We start from the raw sequence: 21,890 nt of genomic DNA, 5'->3' as shown, positions 1-21,890 counted from the left end.
GAGCAGTAGAAATTTTCATCAGCCTTTGGTCGATGAAATATTCCAAACGCAATGTAAACCATTACATTGCGCTGTCCGAATGATCCTGATGGGGTGTGCCGCGGCACCTCCACTGGCATCCCATTGATGAAACAGCGAGGTTGAAGTGCCTTCGTCAAATTCTTGCGGCCGTGTATTGCGCTACGAAAGTACGACACAAGGAAAGAGCTCGAGAACTGCGCGGCGGCCATTGCACGCCCTGTGCCCAGCGCTTCGAGCCCCCTCCGTTCAGGCCAGACGTGGATCGGATGGCGTGTGCAATTGGAGCCATTGGCAGCGCCAATAAATTATCAATTCAAAAAATCAGATCGACAAATCCAAGAGTCGACAAATTTATCCATATTGATTTCTGGATTTCAATAAATCCCGAAGCCTCAATCAATTAAAAATCAGGGAATAAAAGATGTTTTCGCTGGAAGTAATTGCCAAGCGTGGTGGGAAAGTCAGCCAAATCCTGGTGAACGAGATTTCACTCAAGGCGGCCTCGGTTATCCGCATCGGCCTGTCGAATGACCGGATCAAAGGCATGCGCCGCGTCGGCAATGACCTGATCATTACCGCCGTTTCAGGCGAGGTCGTCACCGTTCATGATTTCTTCACGCCCTTCAATGGCCACAGCAGCAACCTTGTACTGAGCGACAACCAAGAGGGTCTGTGGCTGGCCGAAATCGGTGAAAACCAGGGCGATCTGGCCGTCGAATATTCGAATATCGACTCCATCGAGCCCTTGCTGCTGCACCAGGACTTCGATCTCGGCTTGCTGCCTTTTCTCGTCGGCGGTGGTTTGGCCGCAGGCGCGGCCTTCAGCGGTGGCGGCGGCGACAACCTGCAGTCCTTCCTCTTTTCCTCGCCCCCTCCGCAGACGCCGAGCAACAAGACGTCTCCAGCCGCCCCCACCGTCAATCCGACCAACGGCAGCCTGATCACGGGCATGGCCGAAGTCGGCTCCATGGTCACGATCAAGGACGACTCGGGCAACGTCATCGGCAGCGCCACTGTCGCGGCCGACGGCGCGTACAGCATCACGCCAACGGCTCCGCCGAAGGACGGCACGGTGCTGCACGTCGTTGCCACCGATGCAGCCGGCAACACGAGCCCTGAAACCACAGCCGCTGTCGACGGCAAGCCGCCTGTCATCGGCATCGCCATCGTCAACGACGCCAACAAGGACGGCTTCATCAACGCCAGCGAGAAAGGCGCCGATGTGACCGCGAAGATCACGCTCGTGTCGGGTGCGGCTGTGGGCGACGTCATCACTCTGGCTGCCGGCACGGTCTCGTCCAGCATCACGCTGACAGCGGCGGATGTCGCCAACGGTTTTGTCAACGCATCGTTTCCCAATCCGGTGGAAGGCGGCGCGATCAATGTCAGCGCGACGAGCCGCGACCTGGCCGGCAACGTCTCCATGCCAGTGACAACCGGAAGCGTCCGACTCGACACGACCGCACCGGGCGCGCCGGCCATCGGCGCAGCTTCGGACAACATGGGCCCAGTGCAGGGTCCGCTCGCCAGTGGCGGTGTCACCGACGACACCACGCCCACGCTCACCGGCAGCGGCGCGACGGCGGGCGATGTCATCAAGGTCTACGACAACGGCAGTGCCATCGGCAGCACGACGGTCAAGGCCGACGGCAGTTGGAGCTTCACGCCAGCCAGGCCGCTGGCAGAGGGCGCGCACCGTCTCACCACCACGGCCATCGACCCGGCAGGCAACGAAAGCAGGCCCTCGGCCGCCTTCACGGTCAACGTGGACACCACGCCGCCTGCGGCGCTGGATGCCTCCAGCATCCAGGTGCTGGACGACATCGGCGCTGTCCGAGGCCCCATTGCCGCTGGCGCACAAACCGACGACAGCAAGCCGGAATACATCGGCAAGACCGACCCCGCCCAGGTGTCGAGCATCAACGTCTACGACAACGGCAAGCTGATCGGCAGCACGGCAGTGAACGCCGACGGCAGCTGGCGCTTCACGCCCGCGCTGCCCCTGGCCACGGGCGCGCACAGTTTCACCGCGCAGGCCGTCGATGCAGCCGGCAACATCAGCGCGATCACACCCGCATCCACCTTCACGCTGCTGGGCGATGCCCCCGCCGCGCCGGCCATCACCGGCGTGAGCGACAACAAGGGCAGCATCACCGGCAACATCGCCAAGGACGCCAGCACCGACGACAACACCCCCACGCTGAGCGGCACCGGTACCGTCGGCACGGTCGTGACGGTGTACGCCGACGACGTGGCCGTCGGCTCGGCCAGCGTCGCCGCCAACGGCACGTGGAGCGTGACCACCAGCCCGCTGAGTGGCGATGGCGTCAAGAAGCTCAAGGCCATCGCAGTCGACGGCGCGGGGCAGGCAAGCCCGGCCACGGGTGACTACCCGATCGTGTTGGACACCACGGCGCCGACGAAACCGGCCACCGTCGTGGCCACGGACGATCAGGGCGCAGTCACCGGCGCGATCGCCGCCGGAGGCTCCACAGACGACGCCTCGCCCGCCTTCAGCGGCAGTGGCGCCAAGGCCGGCGACACCGTCAAGCTGTACGACGGCGCCACCCTCATCGGCAGCACCGCAGTCAATGCCGACGGCAGCTGGAGCCTCTCGCCCGAGAAGCCGCTGGGCCAGGGCGCGCACAGCATCACGCACACGCTCACCGATGCAGCGGGCAACACCAGTGCCGCCAGCGCCCCCCTGACCTTCACGGTCGACACATCGAATGTCGTCGTCAGCGTCGGCCATGCGGTCGATGACCAAGGCAGCAAGCAAGGCAACCTCGCCTCGGGCGCAGTCACCGACGACACCACGCCGACCCTCGTGGGCACGGCGACGGCCGGGGCCATCGTGACCGTCACGGAAAACTCGACCGTTGTCGGCTCCACCACGGCGGATGCCAACGGCAACTGGAGCCTCACGCTGCCAGCGCAGGCCGAAGGCGCGCACAAGTACACGGCCACCGCGGTCAACGCGGCCGGCACGAAGGGCGAAGCCTCCCTCTCGTTGACCATCGACACGACGGCGCCTAACGCTCCCGCCATCGGCAAGGCCACTGACGACGTCGGTTCGGTGCAAGGCCCGCTCACGAGCGGCAGCGCCACCGACGACACCACGCCCACGCTGACCGGCAGCGGCGCGACGCCGGGCGACGTCATCAAGGTCTACGACAACGCCAGCCCGATCGGCAGCACGACGGTGCAGCCCGACGGCAGCTGGAGCTTCACGCCGACCACACCGCTGACGGAAGGCCTCCATCGCCTCAGCACGTCGGCCGTCGATGCGGCGGGCAACGAAAGCCCGCGTTCGGGCGACTTCACGGTGAACGTGGACATCACGCCGCCCCCGCAGCTGAACGCTTCGCTGATCCAGGTGCTCGACGACGTGGGCGCCATTCAAGGCCCCATCGCCTCCGGCGCGCAGACCGACGACAGCAAGCCGACATACGCCGGGAAGGCCGACCCCGCGCAGGTGGCCAGCATCAACGTCTACGACAACGGCAAACTGATCGGCAGCACGGCCGTCAACGCCGACGGCACCTGGCGCTTCGAGCCCACATTGCCTCTGGACACCGGCCCGCACAGCCTCACCGCGCAGGCCGTCGATTCGGCCGGCAACGTCAGTGCCACCACGCCCGCCTCGACCTTCACACTGCTGGGCACCGCGCCCGCTGCACCGGCCATCACCGGCGTGAGCGACAACAGGGGCAGCGTGACCGGCAACATCGCCAAGGACGCCAGCACCGACGACAACACGCCGACGCTCAGCGGCACCGGCACCGTCGGCACGGTCGTGACCGTGTATGCCGACGGCGTGGCCGTCGGCTCGGCCAGCGTGGCCGCCAACGGCACCTGGAGCGTGACAACCAATCCGTTGGGCGCCGACGGCGTCAAGAACCTGAGCGCCGTCGCGGCCGACGGCGCGGGCCAGACCAGCGCCGCCACGGGCATCTACCCGATCGTGCTCGACACCACGCCACCTTCCACCCCGAGCATGATCGCGGCGGCGGACAAGGTCGGCGCGGTGCAAGGCCCGATCGTGTCCGGCGACACCACCGACGATGTCTCGCCCACCTTCAGCGGCAGCGGCGTCAAGGCCGGCGACACCGTCAGGTTGTACGACGGCGCCACCCTCATCGGCAGCGCCACGGTCGCGACCGACGGCGGCTGGAGCGTCACACCCGGCGCGCCGCTGGGCGCGGGGGCGCACAGCATCACGCAAACGGTCACCGACGCCGCCGGCAACACCAGCGCCGCCAGCGCACCGCTGACCTTCACGATCGACACCTCCGACGTCATCGTCAGCGTCCGGCAATCCCTGGAACGACCGCCAGCACGCGGGGCCAGGCAGATCGCCGGGCTCACCAACGACACCACGCCAACACTCGCCGGCAAGGCCACGGCCGGCGCGGTCGTGACAGTCACCGAGGGTGCTGCCGTTCTCGGCTCCGCCACGGCGGACGCGAACGGCAACTGGAGCCTCACGCTTTCGGAGCAGGCCGAGGGCGCGCACGAATACAAAGCCACCGCGGTAAACGCCGCCGGCACCACCGGTCAGGCCGTTCTCGGCCTGACCATCGACACGACGCCGCCCAAAATTCCTGCCATCGGCAACGCCACGGACGACGTGGGTGCGGTGCAGGGCCAATTGGTGAACGGAGGCGCAAGCGACGACACCACACCCACGCTCACCGGCAACGGCGCGACGGCGGGCGATGTCATCAAGATCTACGACAACGACAGCGCCATCGGCAGCACCACGGTCAAGGCCGATGGCAGCTGGAGCTTCACGCCGACCACGCCGCTGGCCGAAGGCACGCACAGGCTCACCGCCACGGCCATGGATCCCGTGGGCAACGAGAGCAAGCCGTCGAGCGACTTCGTGATCAACGTGGACACCATCGCGCCGGCCACGCCGGCGGCGGCAACCGGCTATGCCGACAACGTCGGCTCCGTCCAGAGCCCGACGAGTACCGCCAAGATCACCGACGACACCACGCCCGGCATCAACATCGGCACGGTGCCCACGGGCCTGACGCCATCGCTGTATGTCGATGGCACCAAGGTCGCCTCGACCTATGACCCGGTCGCAGGCACGCTGACGCCCAACGTTCCGCTCGCCGAAGGCTCGCACCAGATCGGCTACACGCTGACCGACGCCGCCGGCAACGAGAGCAAGCAGGCCCCCGCACTCTCCGTCATCGTCAACACGGTCGCTCTGCCCCCGCCGGGCGCGCCGACGGGCTATGCCGACAATGTCGGCACCATCCAGAGCCAGACGAGCACCGAGCCGACCACGGACGACACCACACCCGGACTCAACATCGGCACGGTGCCAGCCGGCTCGACGCCGTCTCTGTATGTGGACGACGTCAAAGTCGCCGCGACCTATGACCCGGCCCTCGGCACGCTGACGCCCGATGCTCCGCTCGCCGAAGGCACGCACCGCATCAGCTACACGCTGACCGACACGGCCGGCAACGAGAGCAAGCCGGCGCCGGCGCTCACCGTCACCGTCGACAAGACTGCCCCGGTCGCGCCAGCCGCACCGACGAGCTATGCCGACAACGTCGGCACCGTCCGGAACCCGGCCAGCACCGCCCCGACCACCGACGACACCATGCCCGGCCTCAACATCGGCACGGTGCCCGTAGGCACGACGCCCGCGCTGTATGTCGACGGCATCAAGTTCGCCGCAACCTATGACCCGGTCGCCGGCACGCTGACGCCGAATGCACCGCTGACCGAAGGCTCGCACCGGCTCAGCTACACGCTGACCGATGCGGCCGGCAACGAGAGCGCGCGTTCGGGCGCGCTCGCAGTCAACATGGACACCACGCCGCCCCCGGCGCTGGACGCCTCCGCGCTGCAAGTGCTGGACGACGTGGGCGCGACGCAGGGCCCTCTCGCTTCAGGCGCGCAGACCGACGACAGCAAGCCGACCTATGCAGGCAAGGCGGACCCCGCGCAAGTGGCGAGTGTGAATGTCTACGACAGCGGCGTGCTGCTGGGCAGCACGGAGGTCAATGCCGACGGCACCTGGCGCTTCACGCCCATGCTGCCACTGGCCACGGGCACGCACAGCCTCACCGCACGGGCCGTCGATGCGGCCGGCAACGTCAGCGCCATCACGCCGGCCTCGACCTTCACACTGCTAGGCGACGCACCTGCGGCCCCCGCCATCACCGGCGTGAGCGACGACAAGGGCAGCGTGACCGGCAGCATCGCCCAGAACGCCAGCACCGACGACAACACGCCCACACTCAGCGGCACCGGGACCGTCGGCACGGTCGTGACCGTGTACGCCGACGGCGTCGCCGTGGGCTCGACCAGCGTGGCCGCCAACGGCACCTGGAGCGTGACCACCAGTCCGCTGGGCAGTGATGGCGTCAAGAACCTCAAGGCCATTGCCGTCGATGGCGCTGGCCAGGCCAGCCCCGCTACCGGTGACTACCCGATCGTGCTGGACACCACCGCACCTGCTACGCCCACGACCGTGACAGCCACGGATGACCAAGGGGCTGTGACCGGGCCGATCGCCCCAGGCGGCTCCACCGACGACGCCTCGCCCGCCTTCAGCGGCAGCGGCGCCAAGGCCGGAGACGTCGTCAAGCTGTACGACGGCGCCGCGCTCATCGGCAGCACCGCGGTCAACGCCGACGGCACCTGGAGCCTTACGCCCAATAAGCCTCTGGCCCAGGGTGCGCACAGCATCACGCACACGCTCACCGACGCGGCGGGCAACACCAGCGCAGCCAGCGCCCCGCTGGCCTTCTCGGTCGACACCTCCGGTGTCGTCGTCAGCGTCGGCCATGCGGTGGACGATCAGGGCGGCAAGCAAGGCAACCTAGCTCCGGGCGCCGCCACCGACGACACCACGCCCACGCTCGTAGGCACGGCAACGGCCGGTGCTGTCGTGACCATCACGGAGAACTCGACTGTTCTGGGCTCCACCACAGCGGACGCCAACGGCAACTGGAGCCTCATGCTGCCGGCGCAATCGGAAGGTGCGCACAAGTACACCGCCACCGCGGTGAACGCGGCCGGCACCAAGGGCGAAGCTTCGATCTCTATGATCGTCGACACGACCGCGCCGAACGTACCTACCATCGGCAAAGCCACGGACGACGTCGGCTCGGTGCAAGGCCCGCTCACCACCGGCGGCGCCAGCGACGACACCACGCCCACCCTCTCCGGCGAAGGCGCAACGCCCGGCGATGTCATCAAGATCTACGACAACGCCAGCCCCATCGGCAGCACCACGGTCAAGCCCGACGGCACCTGGAGCTTCACCCCGACCACGCCGCTGGCCGAAGGTGCGCACCAGCTCACCGCCACCGCCATCGACCCCGTGGGCAACGAGAGCAAGCCCTCGGGCTCCTTCGTCGTCAACGTCGACACGACACCACCACCCACTCCGTCAGCTGCAACGGGCTATGCCGACAACGTCGGCTCCGTCCAGAGCCCGACGAGCACCGCCAAGATCACCGACGACACCACGCCAGCACTGAATATCGGCGCGGTACCCGCTGGCCTCACGCCATCGCTGTATGTCGATGGCAACAAGGTCGCCTCGACCTATGACCCGGTCGCCGGCACGCTGACGCCCAACGTTCCGCTCGCCGAAGGCGCGCACCAGATCGGCTACACGCTGACCGACACCGCCGGCAACGAAAGCAAGCAGGCGCCCGCGCTCGCCGTCGCCATCAACACGAACGCTCCATCCACGCCGACTGCGGCAACTGGCTACGCAGACAACGTCGGCGCCATCCAGAGCCCGAACAGCAGCGCCTCGACGACCGACGACACCACACCAGGCATCAACATCGGCACGGTACCGAGCGGCCTCACGCCTTCGCTGTATGTCGACGGCGCCAAGATCGCCTCGACCTATGACCCGGCCACCGGCACGCTCACGCCGAGCACGGCATTGCCCGAAGGCAAGCACCGGATCAGCTACACGCTGACCGACGCGGCGGGCAACGAGAGCAAGCAGGCTCCGGCACTCGCCGTCATTGTCGACAAGAGCGCGCCGGCCGTCCCGGCCATCGGCTCCGCATCCGACAACATGGGCTCGGTGCAGGGCCCTCTTGCGAGCGGTGGTGTCACCGACGACACCACGCCCACGCTGACCGGCAGCGGCGCAACGCCGGGCGACGTCATCAAGGTCTACGACAACGCCAGCCCCATCGGCAGCACCACGGTGCAGCCAGACGGCACCTGGAGCTTCACCCCGACCACGCCGCTGGCCGAAGGCTCGCATCGGCTCACCACCACGGCCGTCGACCCGGCCGGTAACGAGAGCCCGCCCTCCGGTGCCTTCACGGTCAACGTCGACACCACGGCGCCCGCGGCCCTGGACGCATCCAAGATCCAGGTACTCGACGACGTGGGCACAGTGCAAGGCCCCATCGCTTCCGGCGCGCAGACCGACGACAGCAAGCCGGAATACACCGGCAAGGCCGATCCCGCGCAAGTCTCGAGCATCAACGTCTACGACAACGGCAAACTGATCGGCAGCACGGCCGTCAACGCCGACGGCACGTGGCGCTTCACGCCCGCGCTGCCCCTGGCCACCGGCCCGCACAGCCTCACCGCGCAGGCTGTCGATGCGGCCGGCAACGTCAGCGCCATCACGCCGGCATCCACCTTCACCCTGCTGGGTGACGCACCTGCGGCTCCCGCCATCACCGGCGTGAGCGATGACAAGGGCAGCGTGACCGGCAGCATCGCCCAGAACGCCAGCACCGACGACAGCACGCCCACGCTCAGTGGTACCGGCACCGTCGGCACGGTCGTGACCGTGTACGCCGACGGCGTGGCCGTCGGTTCGACCAGCGTGGCCGCCAACGGCACATGGAGCGTGACCACCAGCCCGCTGGGCGCCGACGGCGTCAAGAACCTGAGCGCCATCGCAGTCGACGGCGCGGGTCAGGCCAGCCCGGCCACGGGTGCCTATCCGATCGTGCTCGACACCATGCCACCGGCCACGCCGGGCACGGTCGTGGCCACGGACGACCAGGGCGCCGTTACCGGCACGATCCCGGCCGGTGGTTCCACCGACGACGCCTCGCCCACTTTCAGCGGCAGCGGTGCCGAGGCGGGCGACATCGTCAAGATGTACGACGGCGCCACCCTCGTCGGCAGCGCTGCTGTAACGAGCGATGGCAAGTGGAGCCTCGCTCTCAGCACGCCGCTGGGCGATGGCGCACACAGCATCACGCACACGCTCACCGACGCCGCAGGCAATACCAGCGCAGCCAGTGCGCCTCTTGCGTTCACGGTCGACACCTCCGGCGTCGTCGTCAGCGTCGGCCATGCGGTGGACGACCAGGGCAGCAAGCAAGGCAATCTCGCCCCGGGCGCCGTCACCGACGACACCACGCCGACCCTCGTAGGCAAGGCCACGACCGGCGCCATCGTGACCGTCACGGAGAACTCGACGGTTCTGGGCTCCACCACGGCAGACGCCAACGGCAACTGGAGTCTCACACTGCCGGCGCAATCCGAAGGCGCACACAAGTACACCGCCACAGCGGTGAACGCGGCAGGCACCAAGGGCGAGGCTTCGATCTCGCTGACCGTCGACACGACCGCACCGAACGTGCCCGTCATTGGCAAGGCCACGGACGACGTCGGCTCGGTGCAAGGCCCGCTCACCACCGGCGGCGCCAGCGACGACACCACGCCCACACTCTCCGGTGAGGGCGCAACGCCCGGCGATGTCATCAAGGTCTACGACAACACCAGCCCCATCGGCAGCACCACGGTCAAGCCCGACGGCAGCTGGAGCTTCACGCCGACCACGCCGCTGGCCGAAGGCGCTCACCAGCTCACCGCCACCGCCATCGACCCCGTGGGCAATGAAAGCCCGCGTTCTGGCGTCTTCGTCGTGAATGTCGACACCACCGCTCCAGCCACCCCCACCGCGGCAACCGGTTATGCCGATAACGTCGGCTCCGTCCAGAGCCCGACGAGCACCGCCAAGGTCACCGACGACACCACACCCGGCATCAACATCGGCACCGTGCCCGCGGGCCTGACGCCCTCGCTGTATGTCGATGGCACCAAGGTCGCCGCGACCTATGACCCGGTCGCAGGCACGCTGACGCCGAACACGCCGCTGGCCGAAGGCGCGCACCAGATCGGCTACACGCTGACCGACGCCGCCGGCAACGAGAGCAAGCAGGCCCCCGCGCTCTCCGTCACCGTCAACACGATCGCCGTGCCGCCTCCTGCCGCGCCAACGGGCTATGCCGACAACGTCGGCACGATTCAGAGCACGGCCAGTACCGCGTCGACCACCGACGATGCCACGCCGGGCTTCAACATCGGAAAGGTGCCGAGCGGCCTGACGCCGTCTCTTTATGTGGACGACATCAAGGTCGCAGCGACCTATGACCCCGTCACCAGCACGCTGACACCGACCACCGCGCTGACTGAGGGCGAGCACCGGATCAGCTACACGCTGACCGATGCGGCGGGCAACGAGAGCAAGCAGACTCCGGCACTCACCGTGACGGTCGACCAGACCGCTCCGGCAGCACCGTCGACTCCGACGAGCTATGCCGACAACGCCGGCACCATCCAGAGCACGACGAGCACTGCAGCCATCACGGACGATGCCACGCCCGGCATCAACATCGGCAAGGTGGAGCCCGGCTCGAGACCGACGCTGTATGTGGACGGAGTCAAGGTTGCCGCGACCTACGACACGCTCAACGGCACGTTGACGCCGAACGCGCCCCTGACCGAAGGCACCCATCGCATCAGCTATACGCTCTCCGATGCGGCCGGCAACGAAAGCGCTCATTCAGGCGCACTGGTGATCAGCGTCGACACCACGGCGCCCGCGGCGCTGGACGCGTCGAAGATTCAGGTGCTGGACGACGTAGGCGCCGTGCAAGGCCAGCTCGCCTCCGGTGCGCAAACCGACGACAGCAAGCCGGAGTACGTCGGCAAGGCCGATCCCGCGCAGGTGGCCAGCGTCAATGTCTACGACAACGGCAAGCTGATCGGCAGCACGGCGGTCGCCGCCGACGGCACGTGGCGCTTCACGCCGGCGCTGCCGCTGGCTACCGGTCCGCACAGCCTCACCGCGGAGGCCGTCGATGCGGCCGGCAACGTCAGCGCCATCACGCCGGCCTCCACTTTCACCCTGCTAGGCGATCGGCCCGCAGCTCCGGCGATCACTGGTGTGAGCGACGACAAGGGCAGCGTGACCGGCAGCATCGCCCAGAACGCCAGCACCGACGACAACACGCCCACGCTCAGCGGCACCGGGACCGTCGGCACGGTCGTGACCGTGTATGCCGACGACGTGGCCGTGGGCTCGACCAGCGTGTCCGCCAACGGCACATGGAGCGTCACCACCAGCCCTCTGGGCGCTGACGGCCTCAAGAACCTCAAGGCCATCGCAGTCGACGGCGCGGGCCAGTCCAGCCCGGCCACGGGTCTCTACCCGATCGTGCTGGACACCACGGCACCGACGACACCGGCCACCGTTGTGGCCACGGACGACCAAGGGGCTGTGACCGGCTCGATACCGGCCGGCGGCTCCACCGACGACGCCTCGCCCGCCTTCAGCGGCAGCGGCGCCAAGGCCGGAGACGTCGTCAAGCTGTACGACGGCGCCGCGCTCATCGGCAGCACTGCGGTCAACGCCGACGGTACCTGGAGCCTCACGCCCGAGAAGCCTCTGGTCCAGGGAGCGCACAGCATCACGCACACGCTCACCGACGCGGCAGGCAACACCAGCGCAGCCAGCGCACCGCTGACCTTCACGGTCGACACCTCCGGCGTCGTCGTCAGCGTCAGCCACGCGGTGGACAACCAGGGCAGCAAGCAAGGCAACCTTGCTCCGGGGGCAGCCACGGACGACACCACGCCCACACTCGTGGGCACCGCAACGGCCGGCGCCATCGTGACCGTCACGGAGAACTCGACGGTTCTGGGCTCGACCACAGCAGACGCCAACGGCAACTGGAGCCTTACGCCGCCCGTGCAGGCAGAAGGTGCGCACAAGTACACCGCCACCGCGGTGAACGCGGCCGGCACCAAAGGCGAAGCCACTCTGGCCCTGAGCATCGACACGACCGCGCCGAGCGTGCCCACCATCGCCAAGGCCACGGACGACGTCGGCTCGGTGCAAGGCCCGCTCACGAGCGGCAGCGCCACCGACGACACCACCCCCACCCTCTCCGGCAGCGGCGCAACGCCCGGCGATGTCATCAAGGTCTACGACAACGGCAGTGCCATCGGCAGCACGACAGTGCAGCCCGACGGCAGCTGGAGCTTCACGCCGACCACGCCGCTGGCGGAAGGCGCGCACCAGCTCACCGCCACCGCCATCGACCCCGTGGGCAACGAGAGCAAGCCCTCAGGCTCCTACGTCGTCAACATCGACACCACGGCGCCCATCGACAAGGCCACGCTCAGCGCAATCGGCACCGACACCGGCACGAGCAACAGCGACTTCGTCACCAGCGACCGCACCCTCGTGGCAACGATCACGGTCGACGCGGCCATAGAGCCGGGCGCCACGGTGCAGATCTCGCTGGACAGCGGCAAGACCTGGAACAACGCCACGCTGGTCGGCGGCAACACTTACCAGTTCGACAACACGGCTGTCTCGCTCTCCGACGGCAGCCATACCGTCCTGACGCGCGTAGTGGACGCCGCGGGCAACGCGGGTGCGTCGAGTTCGCAAGTCGTGGTCATCGACACCAGCGCGCCAACCGCCGAAAACGCCGTGGCCATCACCGCCTACATCGACGACGTTGCACCCAACACCGGCGAATACGGCAGCGGCACCAGCACGAACGACACCACGCCCACGCTCAAGGGCACCGTCGCGGGCCTGAAGACCGGCGACGTCGTTCAGATCTACGAAGGCAACGTGTTGCTCGGCACGGCCACCGTGAGCGGCTCGGCCTGGACCTTCGCCACGCCGGCACTGACCGACGGCAGCGCACACAGTTACACGGCGGTGATCGCCGACGCCGCGGGCAACAAGGGCACGGCCTCGGCGGCCTTCTCGCTGACCGTGGACACCACCGCGCCGACGCAGGCCGTGACCATCGCCTCCTACACCGACGACATCGGCACGAACCGGGGCGACTTCGCCAGCGGCACGAACACCGACGACACGGCGCCTGTACTCAACGGCACGCTGAGCGCCGCCATCGGCGCGACGGACGTGGTGCGTATCTACGAAGGCACGACGCTGCTGGGCACCGCTACCGTCACCGGCACGAGCTGGACCTTCGCAGTACCGGCACTGGCCAGCGGCAGCACCCACGGCTACACGGCGGCAATCGCCGACGCGGCGGGCAACGTCGGCGCAGCCTCTCCGGTCTTCACGCTGACCGTGGACACCACGCCGCCGGCGCAGAACGTGACCATCGCCGCATACACCGACGACGTCGGCACCAACCGGGGCGACTTTGCCAGCGGCACCACCACCGACGACACGACGCCGGTGCTCCGCGGCACGCTGAGCGAAGCCATCGGCGCGACCGACGTGGTGCGCATCTACGAAGGCACGACGCTGCTCGGCACCGCCACGGTGACGGGCACGACCTGGACCTTCGCCACCCCGGCGCTGTCCAGCGGCAGCACCCACACCTACACCGCAGTGGTGGCCGATGCGGCGGGCAATCAGGGTGCGAGTTCGAGCGGATTCACGCTGACCGTGAGCACGTCCGCACCGGCACAGACGACGAGCATCACCGCATACACCGACAACGTCGGCACCAACCAGGGCGACTTCGCCAGCGGCACGAGCACGGACGACACCACGCCGGTGCTTCGCGGAGAACTGAGCGCGGCCATCGGAGCCGCCGACACGGTGCGCATCTACGAAGGCACCACGCTGCTGGGCACCGCCACGGTGACCGGCACGCGCTGGAGCTTCGCCACGCCCACGCTGGCCGACGGCAGCACCCACACCTACACGGCAGTGGTCACGGACGCGGCCGGCAACGAGGGCGTGCCCTCCTCCCGCTTCACACTGACGGTCGACACGACCGCGCCGACGCAGACCGTGGCCATCACGAGCTACCTGGACAACCAGGACCCGCAGCAAGGCACCTTCACGTCCGGCAGCACGACCAACGACACCACGCCGCAGCTCAACGGCACGCTCGCCGGCACGCTGGGCACGGGCGAGGTGGTGGCGGTGTACCGCGACGGCGTCCGCCTCGGCGCCGCCACCATGACGGGCGCCGCGACGTGGACTTTCCAGGACACCGGCCTTGTCAACGGCACCGGCTACAGCTACACCGCCCGCGTCGAGGATGCGGCGGGCAACCGGGGTGCCGCTTCGGCGGCCTTCACGCTCACCATCGACCAGACCTCGCCTCCGGCAGGTCTGGTGATCGACGGCGCCATGGACGACGTCGATCCGGTTACCGGCCCCATCATCTCGGGCAGCACGACCAACGACGCCCGCCCCGAACTGAAGGGCGCGGGAGCCGAGCCGAACGGCACCGTCAGGATCTATGACAACAGCATGCTGATCGGCTCCACGACGGCGGACAGCACCGGCAAATGGAACTTCACGCCAGCAGCCGGCAAGGAACTGGCCGAGGGCCCGCACAGACTGACGGCGAGCAGCCTCGACGCGGCCGGCAACGAGGGGCCGCAATCGGCGCCCCTGAGCTTCACGGTCGACACCGTGGCTCCCTCCACGGCACCGTCCATCGACAGCATCATGGACGAGACCGCACCGGTCACCGGTCCGATCACCGCGGGCGGCACGACCAACGAAACCCGCCCCGCGCTGAAGGGTGCGGGAGCGGAGCCCAACGGCACGGTCAGGGTCTACGACAACGGCACGCTGATCGGCTCCGCGACCGCCGACGGTACGGGCAAGTGGAGCTTCACGCCGACGGCCGGCAAGGAGCTGGCCAACGGCCCGCACAGCCTGACCACGAGCAGTGTGGACGCCGCCGGCAACGAAGGTCCGAAGTCGACACCGCTGACATTCACGGTCGACACCGTGGCGCCGCCCGTGGCCACCCTGAGCCTGGGCAACTACTCGGACAGCTTCCCCGCGGCGGGCACGTTGGCGGCCAACCAGTCGTCCGACCACAACAGCACCGACAACACTTTCGATCTCGTGTTGATCGGCGCCGATGCCTCTGCCGCAAGCTATGAGGTGTCGACCGACGGCGGGACGAGCTGGAAGACGACGACGGCCGCGCAAAGCAACCTGTCCGACGGCAAATACCTTTTCCGCGCGACTCTCACCGATGCGGCCGGCAACAGCACGGCCGCGGCCAACGTCATCGAGGTGACCGTGGACCGGACCAGCCCCGCGCTCGATCTGCAGCGCGTCGGCGGCTCGCTGGTTGCAGGCAAGGCGGAAGCCGGAGCGCTGGTCGCGATCGACGTGGGCAACGACGGATCTATTGAGGTAAGCGTCACCGCCGATGCCAACGGCAACTGGACCTGGACGCCGTCAACGCCCATTGCGGCCAACACGACCGTCTCCGCCGTGGCCTACGACCTCGCCGGCAATGCGTCAAGCAAGGGTTCGCAAGCCGCCGACACGACGCCACCCGTGGTCACCATCCAGAAGACCGATGGCAACCGCTTCTCGGGAACGACCTCGGACGCCGACACGCCGATGGTTTCGCCCACCGCGACGAAGCCGATCACCGTGACGCTCAGTGTCGACAAGAACGCCGACGGCGTGATCGACTACGTGCTCCCGTTCACGGCCACGGTCACCGCCGACGGTGCATGGAGCATCGACGCGTCGGCCGCTCCGGTGAATATCGGCGCGATCGTTACCGCCGTGGCTCAGGACTACAACGGCAACCGCTCGGCGCCGGCAACAGTGACCGTGGGCGGCGGCACGAGCAAGATTTCCGGCAGCGCCAGCAATGACAACTTCGGCTATGACGTTCAGGCCATCGGCGACTTCAACGGCGACGGCTACAACGATTTCGCGGTCGTGGCACCACATGGCTCGGCAGCCGCTCGCGCCGCGAACAAATGGAGCGTCAACATTCTTTACGGCAGCAAGCAAGGGTTGCCGGACCTGAGCGATGTTTCAAACCTGCCCGGGACCGACGGACTGAAGATATTCACGTCGGGGGATATCTCCGACTCCAACATCCTGACCGCCGTCCAGGGCTATGGTGACGTCAATGGCGATGGCTACTCGGACGTGATCCTCTACGACGACAACCTCAACAGCGCCTGGGTCATCTTCGGGAGGTCTTCCGAGAGTGCCGGTTCTGCGCCGGTGAACGTGGATGTCCGCACCATCATTTCGTCCGGCGGTAACAGCGACGGCGTTGCCATCGTGCAGCGCGAGGGCGGATCGACCTGGTTCGGCGCGGGCGGCGCGCTCGTGGACGTGAACGGCGACGGGTATGCCGACATCATCATGCAGGACTGGCAGCGGGGCACCGGCTCCTCGGGCACGGCCATCCTCTACGGCCACGCCGGAGCGGCGGGCTCGGCAGACTGGGGCAACTACTACGTCGGCTTCACCGGATCGAGTCCGGCGAGCTATGTCTCGGACAGCCGTAACTCGTCAGTGGAAAGCTCACGGCCACACACAGTCATCTACAACGACAACACGAACGGCTATCCCGACAACGTGATGAACATCGGGGACATCAACGGCGATGGCTACTCCGACTTCGCCTACAGCATGTACAACGCCCGTAATCCCGTCGGCAACATCGAAAATGCTGGCGCCATCCAGGTGATCTACGGCACGGCGAGAGGTTTCCCGCAGGACTACAGCCTGCAGACCGACTACGTGAACATCACCAATGGCTTCCGCGTCTATGGCGAGGAGCGAAACCAGTACCTGGGCACCTACATCGACCCGGAGCCATACGGGTATCTGTCGAATACCGGCATGCCCATCTCCTCGGGTGACGTCAATGGGGACGGCATCGCGGACATGATCATCGGTTCGCCGCAATTCGGGCCCGACGCGGGAGAGCAGAAGGGACCGGGCCGCGTCTATGTTGTTTACGGCAAGGTCGGCGGCGCGACCTCCAACCTCAACCTCGCCAGCCTCTCGGCTTCCGACGGCTTCGTCATCACCGCATCGGACAGCACGCCCGATGCAATGTTCGGCAACGGGACCTCGGTGGGCGACTTCAACGGCGACGGCATCGACGACATCGCCATCGGCGCACCGCTGGCCGATGTGAAAGGCATGGTGAACAACGGCGCGGTCTATATCGTGTACGGCCAGCAAGGCGGCTATTCCGGCACCATGAGTGTCGCGGCCACCTACTGGGGCGACAAGTCGGCGAACAGCGGCAACCTGACATACGGCCAGAACGGCAGCGCGAGCTCCGGATCGATGCTCGGCGTGAACGTGGCGCTGTCCGACCTGAACGGCGACGGCCAAGCCGACCTGGCACTCGGTTCCTCCTATCGCGGCACGACGGGAGCGCCGGCCGCGGGCTACCTGGAGGTGGTCTATTCCAGCGCATTCAATTTCACCAACCTGCTGACCGTTGGCGACGACGTCATTGCGGCAACGGCCGGTAGGGACAGGCTCTCCGGCGGCGCAGGCAACGACACCATCACCGGCGTGCGGGCGGGTGACAGCGCGTATGGCGGCGCGGGGAACGACAGCATCCGCATCAACGAGATCACGGGCGTGGTCCGCGTGGATGGTGGCCTGGGCATCGACACGCTGGTGGTCGACGGTTCGCACATCACGCTCGACCTGCCGCGGCTCGGCCTTAAAGTGCAGGGCTTCGAGAACTTCGACCTGGGCACTGGTGCCGGCAACACGGGCAACGTCCTGAAGTTGCGACTCTCCGACGTTCTCAACCAGCAGAGCAGCACAGGCGCCGGCCACGGCACGGGCCAAGGCCACCTGCGCGTGACCGGCGACGCCGGCGACACGGTGCAGTTGCACCAGGAAGCGGGCCGCTGGAGCAGCACGGGAGCCACGAGCATCGGCGGAGTGAACTACACCGTCTATCACAACAGCGCGCTGCCGACGACCAACACGCTGGGTGACGTCTGGGTGCAGCAAGGTGTGAAGGTCGTGTTGAACTCGAGCGACAACCGGGCCGCGCCCACGCTCAGCCAGACGGTGGTGATCGCGAACTACACCGACAACCAGGACCCGCAGCAAGGTACCTTCGCTTCGGGCACCATGACCAACGACTCGACGCCGCAGCTCAACGGTACGCTCGCTGGCTCCCTGGGCTTGGGCGAGGTCGTAGTGGTCTATCGCGACGACATCCGCCTCGGCACCGCCACCATGACCGGGGCTTCGACCTGGACCTTCCAGGACGCGAGTCTGGCCGACGGTATCACTTATGCCTATACCGCCCGCGTCGAAGACGGGCGGGGCAACCTGGGTGCTACTTCCGGCGCCTTGGTGCTCACTGTCGACCAGACGGCGCCCACCGCTCAGCCTTCGGTCGATGGTGCCATAGACGACGTGGCGCCCATCACCGGGTCGATCACGCCGGGCAGCACGACAAACGATGCCCGCCCCGATTTCACGGGTTCCGGCGCGGAGCCGAACGGCACCGTCAGGATCTACGACAACGGCGTGCTGATCGGCTCCGCGACGGCCGACAGCGCGGGCAAGTGGAGCTTCACACCGCCGGTCGGCAAGGAACTGGCCAATGGCGCACACAGCCTGACGGCGAGCAATGCCGACGCGGCCGGCAACGAAGGCCCGCAATCGAACCCGCTGGCCTTCAAGGTCGACACCGCCATGCCCAGCATGACCGCAGCCATCACCGGCTACATCGACGATGCAGGCCCGGCCAAGGGGCCCTTCGGCAACGGCACCACGACTGACGACGCCGATCCGGTGCTCGCCGGCTCACTGACAGCGCCGCTCAGCCTCGGCCAGGTCGTGCGCATCTATGAAGGCTCGACGCTGCTGGGCACCGCCACGGTCAACGGCACTGCCTGGACCTACGACCTCGGCGTTCTCGCGGACGGCTCGACCCATACCTATCGGGCCGCCGTGGCCAGTGCCGCGGGCAGCGAGGGCACGATGTCGAGCAGCTTCAGCCTGACCGTCGACTACGCCCTCACGGTCAACCGCCAGACGACCGTCGACACCACGCCGCTGGTCACCGGCTCCATGCCCTTCAAGCTGGCCAACGGCCAGTACATCGAGGTCACCATCGCCGGCAAGACCTACAGCTCGGCCAATGGCGCGGTGGTCGTCGATTCGACGCACAGCACCTGGTATGTGCAAGTGCCGTCAGCCGTCGACCTTGGGACCTACGACGTCAGGGCTGTGGTCAAGAATGCTGCCGGCGTGCAGATGTCAACCGACGACACCGCAGGCGAGCTGATCGTCTCCGCGGCACCGACGGTGACGGTCGGATCCGCCGCCAGCGATCCGAACCAGAAGGCGACCGCCTACACGCTCGGTGAGAACGGCATGTGGCGCATCCACACCAACCAGACGATGCTGGATGCCAACGGAACCGACAGCGCCTCGCTGGGCAGCTTCGGGCAGACCAAGCTGACGAGCAATTCCCCTACCGACAATCCGGCATACGTGGGGCCTAACTATGTCCAGAACGCCACATTCATGGACTTCAACCGCGATGGGCACATGGATCTGTTCGCGGAAGACAGCACCTACGACGATGGCCAGCAGGCCTTCCTCTTCAATGGCAGCAAATACAAGGCTGTGCAGGTTGGCGGATCGACTGTGACCAGAGGCACTGACAAGGAGGACGGAGACAAGCTCACGGCGGATAGCGCGAACACGTACAGCTGGTTCGGTGGCGTGGTGGCCTTCGACAAGACCGGCGACGGCCTCGTCGACCTGGCCTATGGTGACCAGACGCCAAACGACGCCATAAGCGGAGGAGGATACGACTCCCAGATCGTGCTCAACACGGACGGAAAAATCCTCGGCATGGTCAAGGACGGTGCCTACACGGAAGACGTGGCAGCGACCTATGGTGCATCGGCCCCAACCAACGCCGGCAATGCCACTTTCGACATGGAACTGTCAGGCGTCGATCTGAATAACGACGGCAAGGTCGACCTCGTCTATCACGCGACGGCGGGTTTGACGAAGATGGGAGGTCCAGCCAACAAACCCTTTGTCGAACCCTACAGCAGCGATGCGTATCGGCTGGTCGTCGCGACCAACAAGGGCGACGGTACCTGGGAGAACACGCAGATCATAGAAAAGACTTTCCAGCGCCTCGACGATGACCCGTACTCCGGCAACGGCGTCTCCATGACCTGGTCCGATTTCAACGGCGACGGCTACATGGATCTGTTCATGGGCCGCGGCTACGGGGCAACCCCCAACGAGCAGTATCAGAGCCGTATCTTGTTCAACGATGGCCACGGTCGTCTTGGGATGATTCGCCTGAAGGACAAACAAACGGTCGGAGAGAAGCCGTCGGGCATGTACCTCCTTGGCGATCTTTTGCAAGGCGGTGCCTCGCTCGCGGTGGACTGGAACGGCGACGGCAAGATGGACGTCATCGAGCTGCCAGGTTTCGGCACCGGCGGCGGCATGACGAAAGACGGCAATAGAGGACCGATCAACCTCTACACGAACAACAGTTCGGGAACTGATATCGATTTCGTCACGACCAATCTGCTTGGGGGGACGGAAGAGATCGGCGTCTGGAACCATCGCCTCGAGACCGACGATGCCGTCACCGGCGCCGTTGCCGCCGACATCGACTGGGACGGCGACCGCGACCTGCTGGCGTTCACCCAGAAAGGCAACACCCGCTTCATCACCAATACCACCACGGTGGCAGACGGCACGTCGCTGCACTTCCGCATCCTCGATGCGGAAGGCATCAACGCGCTGTATGGCAACACCGTGCAACTGTTCGACTCGTCGGGCAAGCTGGTGTCCACCCAGATCATCAATCCGCAGTCCGGCAACCAGACCAACGACAGTTCCGCGATCGTCGACTTCTACGGGCTCGATCCGAGAGAGACTTACACGCTGGCAATCCTGCGCATTGCCAACGGACAGGCAGCCGATGTGGGTGGTCTGGCCAAGCTCGGCGGCAACGCCATCGAACAGGTCAATGCCGCATGGACCGGCCTGAAGGCCGGCGAGGCGAACCACGCCTTTGTGCTGACCACCGAATCCGGGACCAACGTCGCCAATGCCAACATCGCCAACGGCATCGTCGGCACCGGCTACAACGACACCTTCTTCGCCACCCAAGGCAATGACAAGTACGAAGGTGGCGGCGGCACAGTGATGGTGTCCGGCGTCAAGGCCTGGAGCAATACCGGCGGCCTGGACATCGTCGACTACAAACTGGCCGACAACACGTCGCTCACCATCGACCTGAGCAACACCGGCGCGCAGAACACCGGCTTCGGCACGGCGACCTTCAGGAACATCGAAGGCCTGGCGGGTAGTAACGGTGCGGACACCTTCACCGACAACGCGGCGGACAACCAGTTCGAGGGGCGTGGCGGCAACGACACCTTCAACCTCACGGGTGGCGGCAGGGACACGCTGCTCTACAAGCTGCTTTCGGCCAGCGACGCCACCGGCGGCAATGGCGCGGACACGGTCAATGGGTTCGAGGTTGGAACCGTCGAGGCCACGCCCAATGCGGACCGCATCGATCTGAAGGAACTGCTGGTGGGCTACACCGCCGACGCCGACGGGGCCGCGCGCTACATCAACGGCGTTGCCGTCATCGATTCGGGGGATGCCATCGGCAACTACCTGAGCGTGACGGTCAGCGGCGGCAACACGACTTTGAGCATCGACCGTGACGGGTCGGGCGGTGCGTATTCGTCAACGACGCTTATCACCCTCAATGGCGTGACCACCGACCTCGCCACGCTGCTGGCCAACCACCAGCTCGTGCTGGTCTGACGGGCGTCCCGACGAA

Annotated in this window: 1 protein-coding gene; it reads left to right on the top strand. The window is 66.7% G+C overall.

What is annotated here, in order from left to right; all coding sequences use genetic code 11:
• Nucleotides 1-442 precede the first annotated feature (442 nt).
• Complete coding sequence (locus L3V85_RS12250; RefSeq protein ID WP_272934789.1) at nucleotides 443-21,874, top strand: Ig-like domain-containing protein; 21,432 nt, start codon at nucleotides 443-445, stop codon at nucleotides 21,872-21,874.
• Nucleotides 21,875-21,890 lie beyond the last annotated feature (16 nt).

This window comes from Variovorax paradoxus, from assembly GCF_022009635.1.
In the GTDB taxonomy this organism is placed as follows: Bacteria; Pseudomonadota; Gammaproteobacteria; order Burkholderiales; family Burkholderiaceae_C; genus Variovorax.
Note: the sequence above shows the minus strand (reverse complement) of the source record. Positions and strands in the feature narration are given on the sequence as shown.

Excerpts from the sequence above, each read along its gene's own strand:
- L3V85_RS12250 (WP_272934789.1), top strand. The coding sequence starts at position 443 with ATGTTTTCGCTGGAAGTAATTGCCAAGCGTGGTGGGAAAGTCAGCCAA.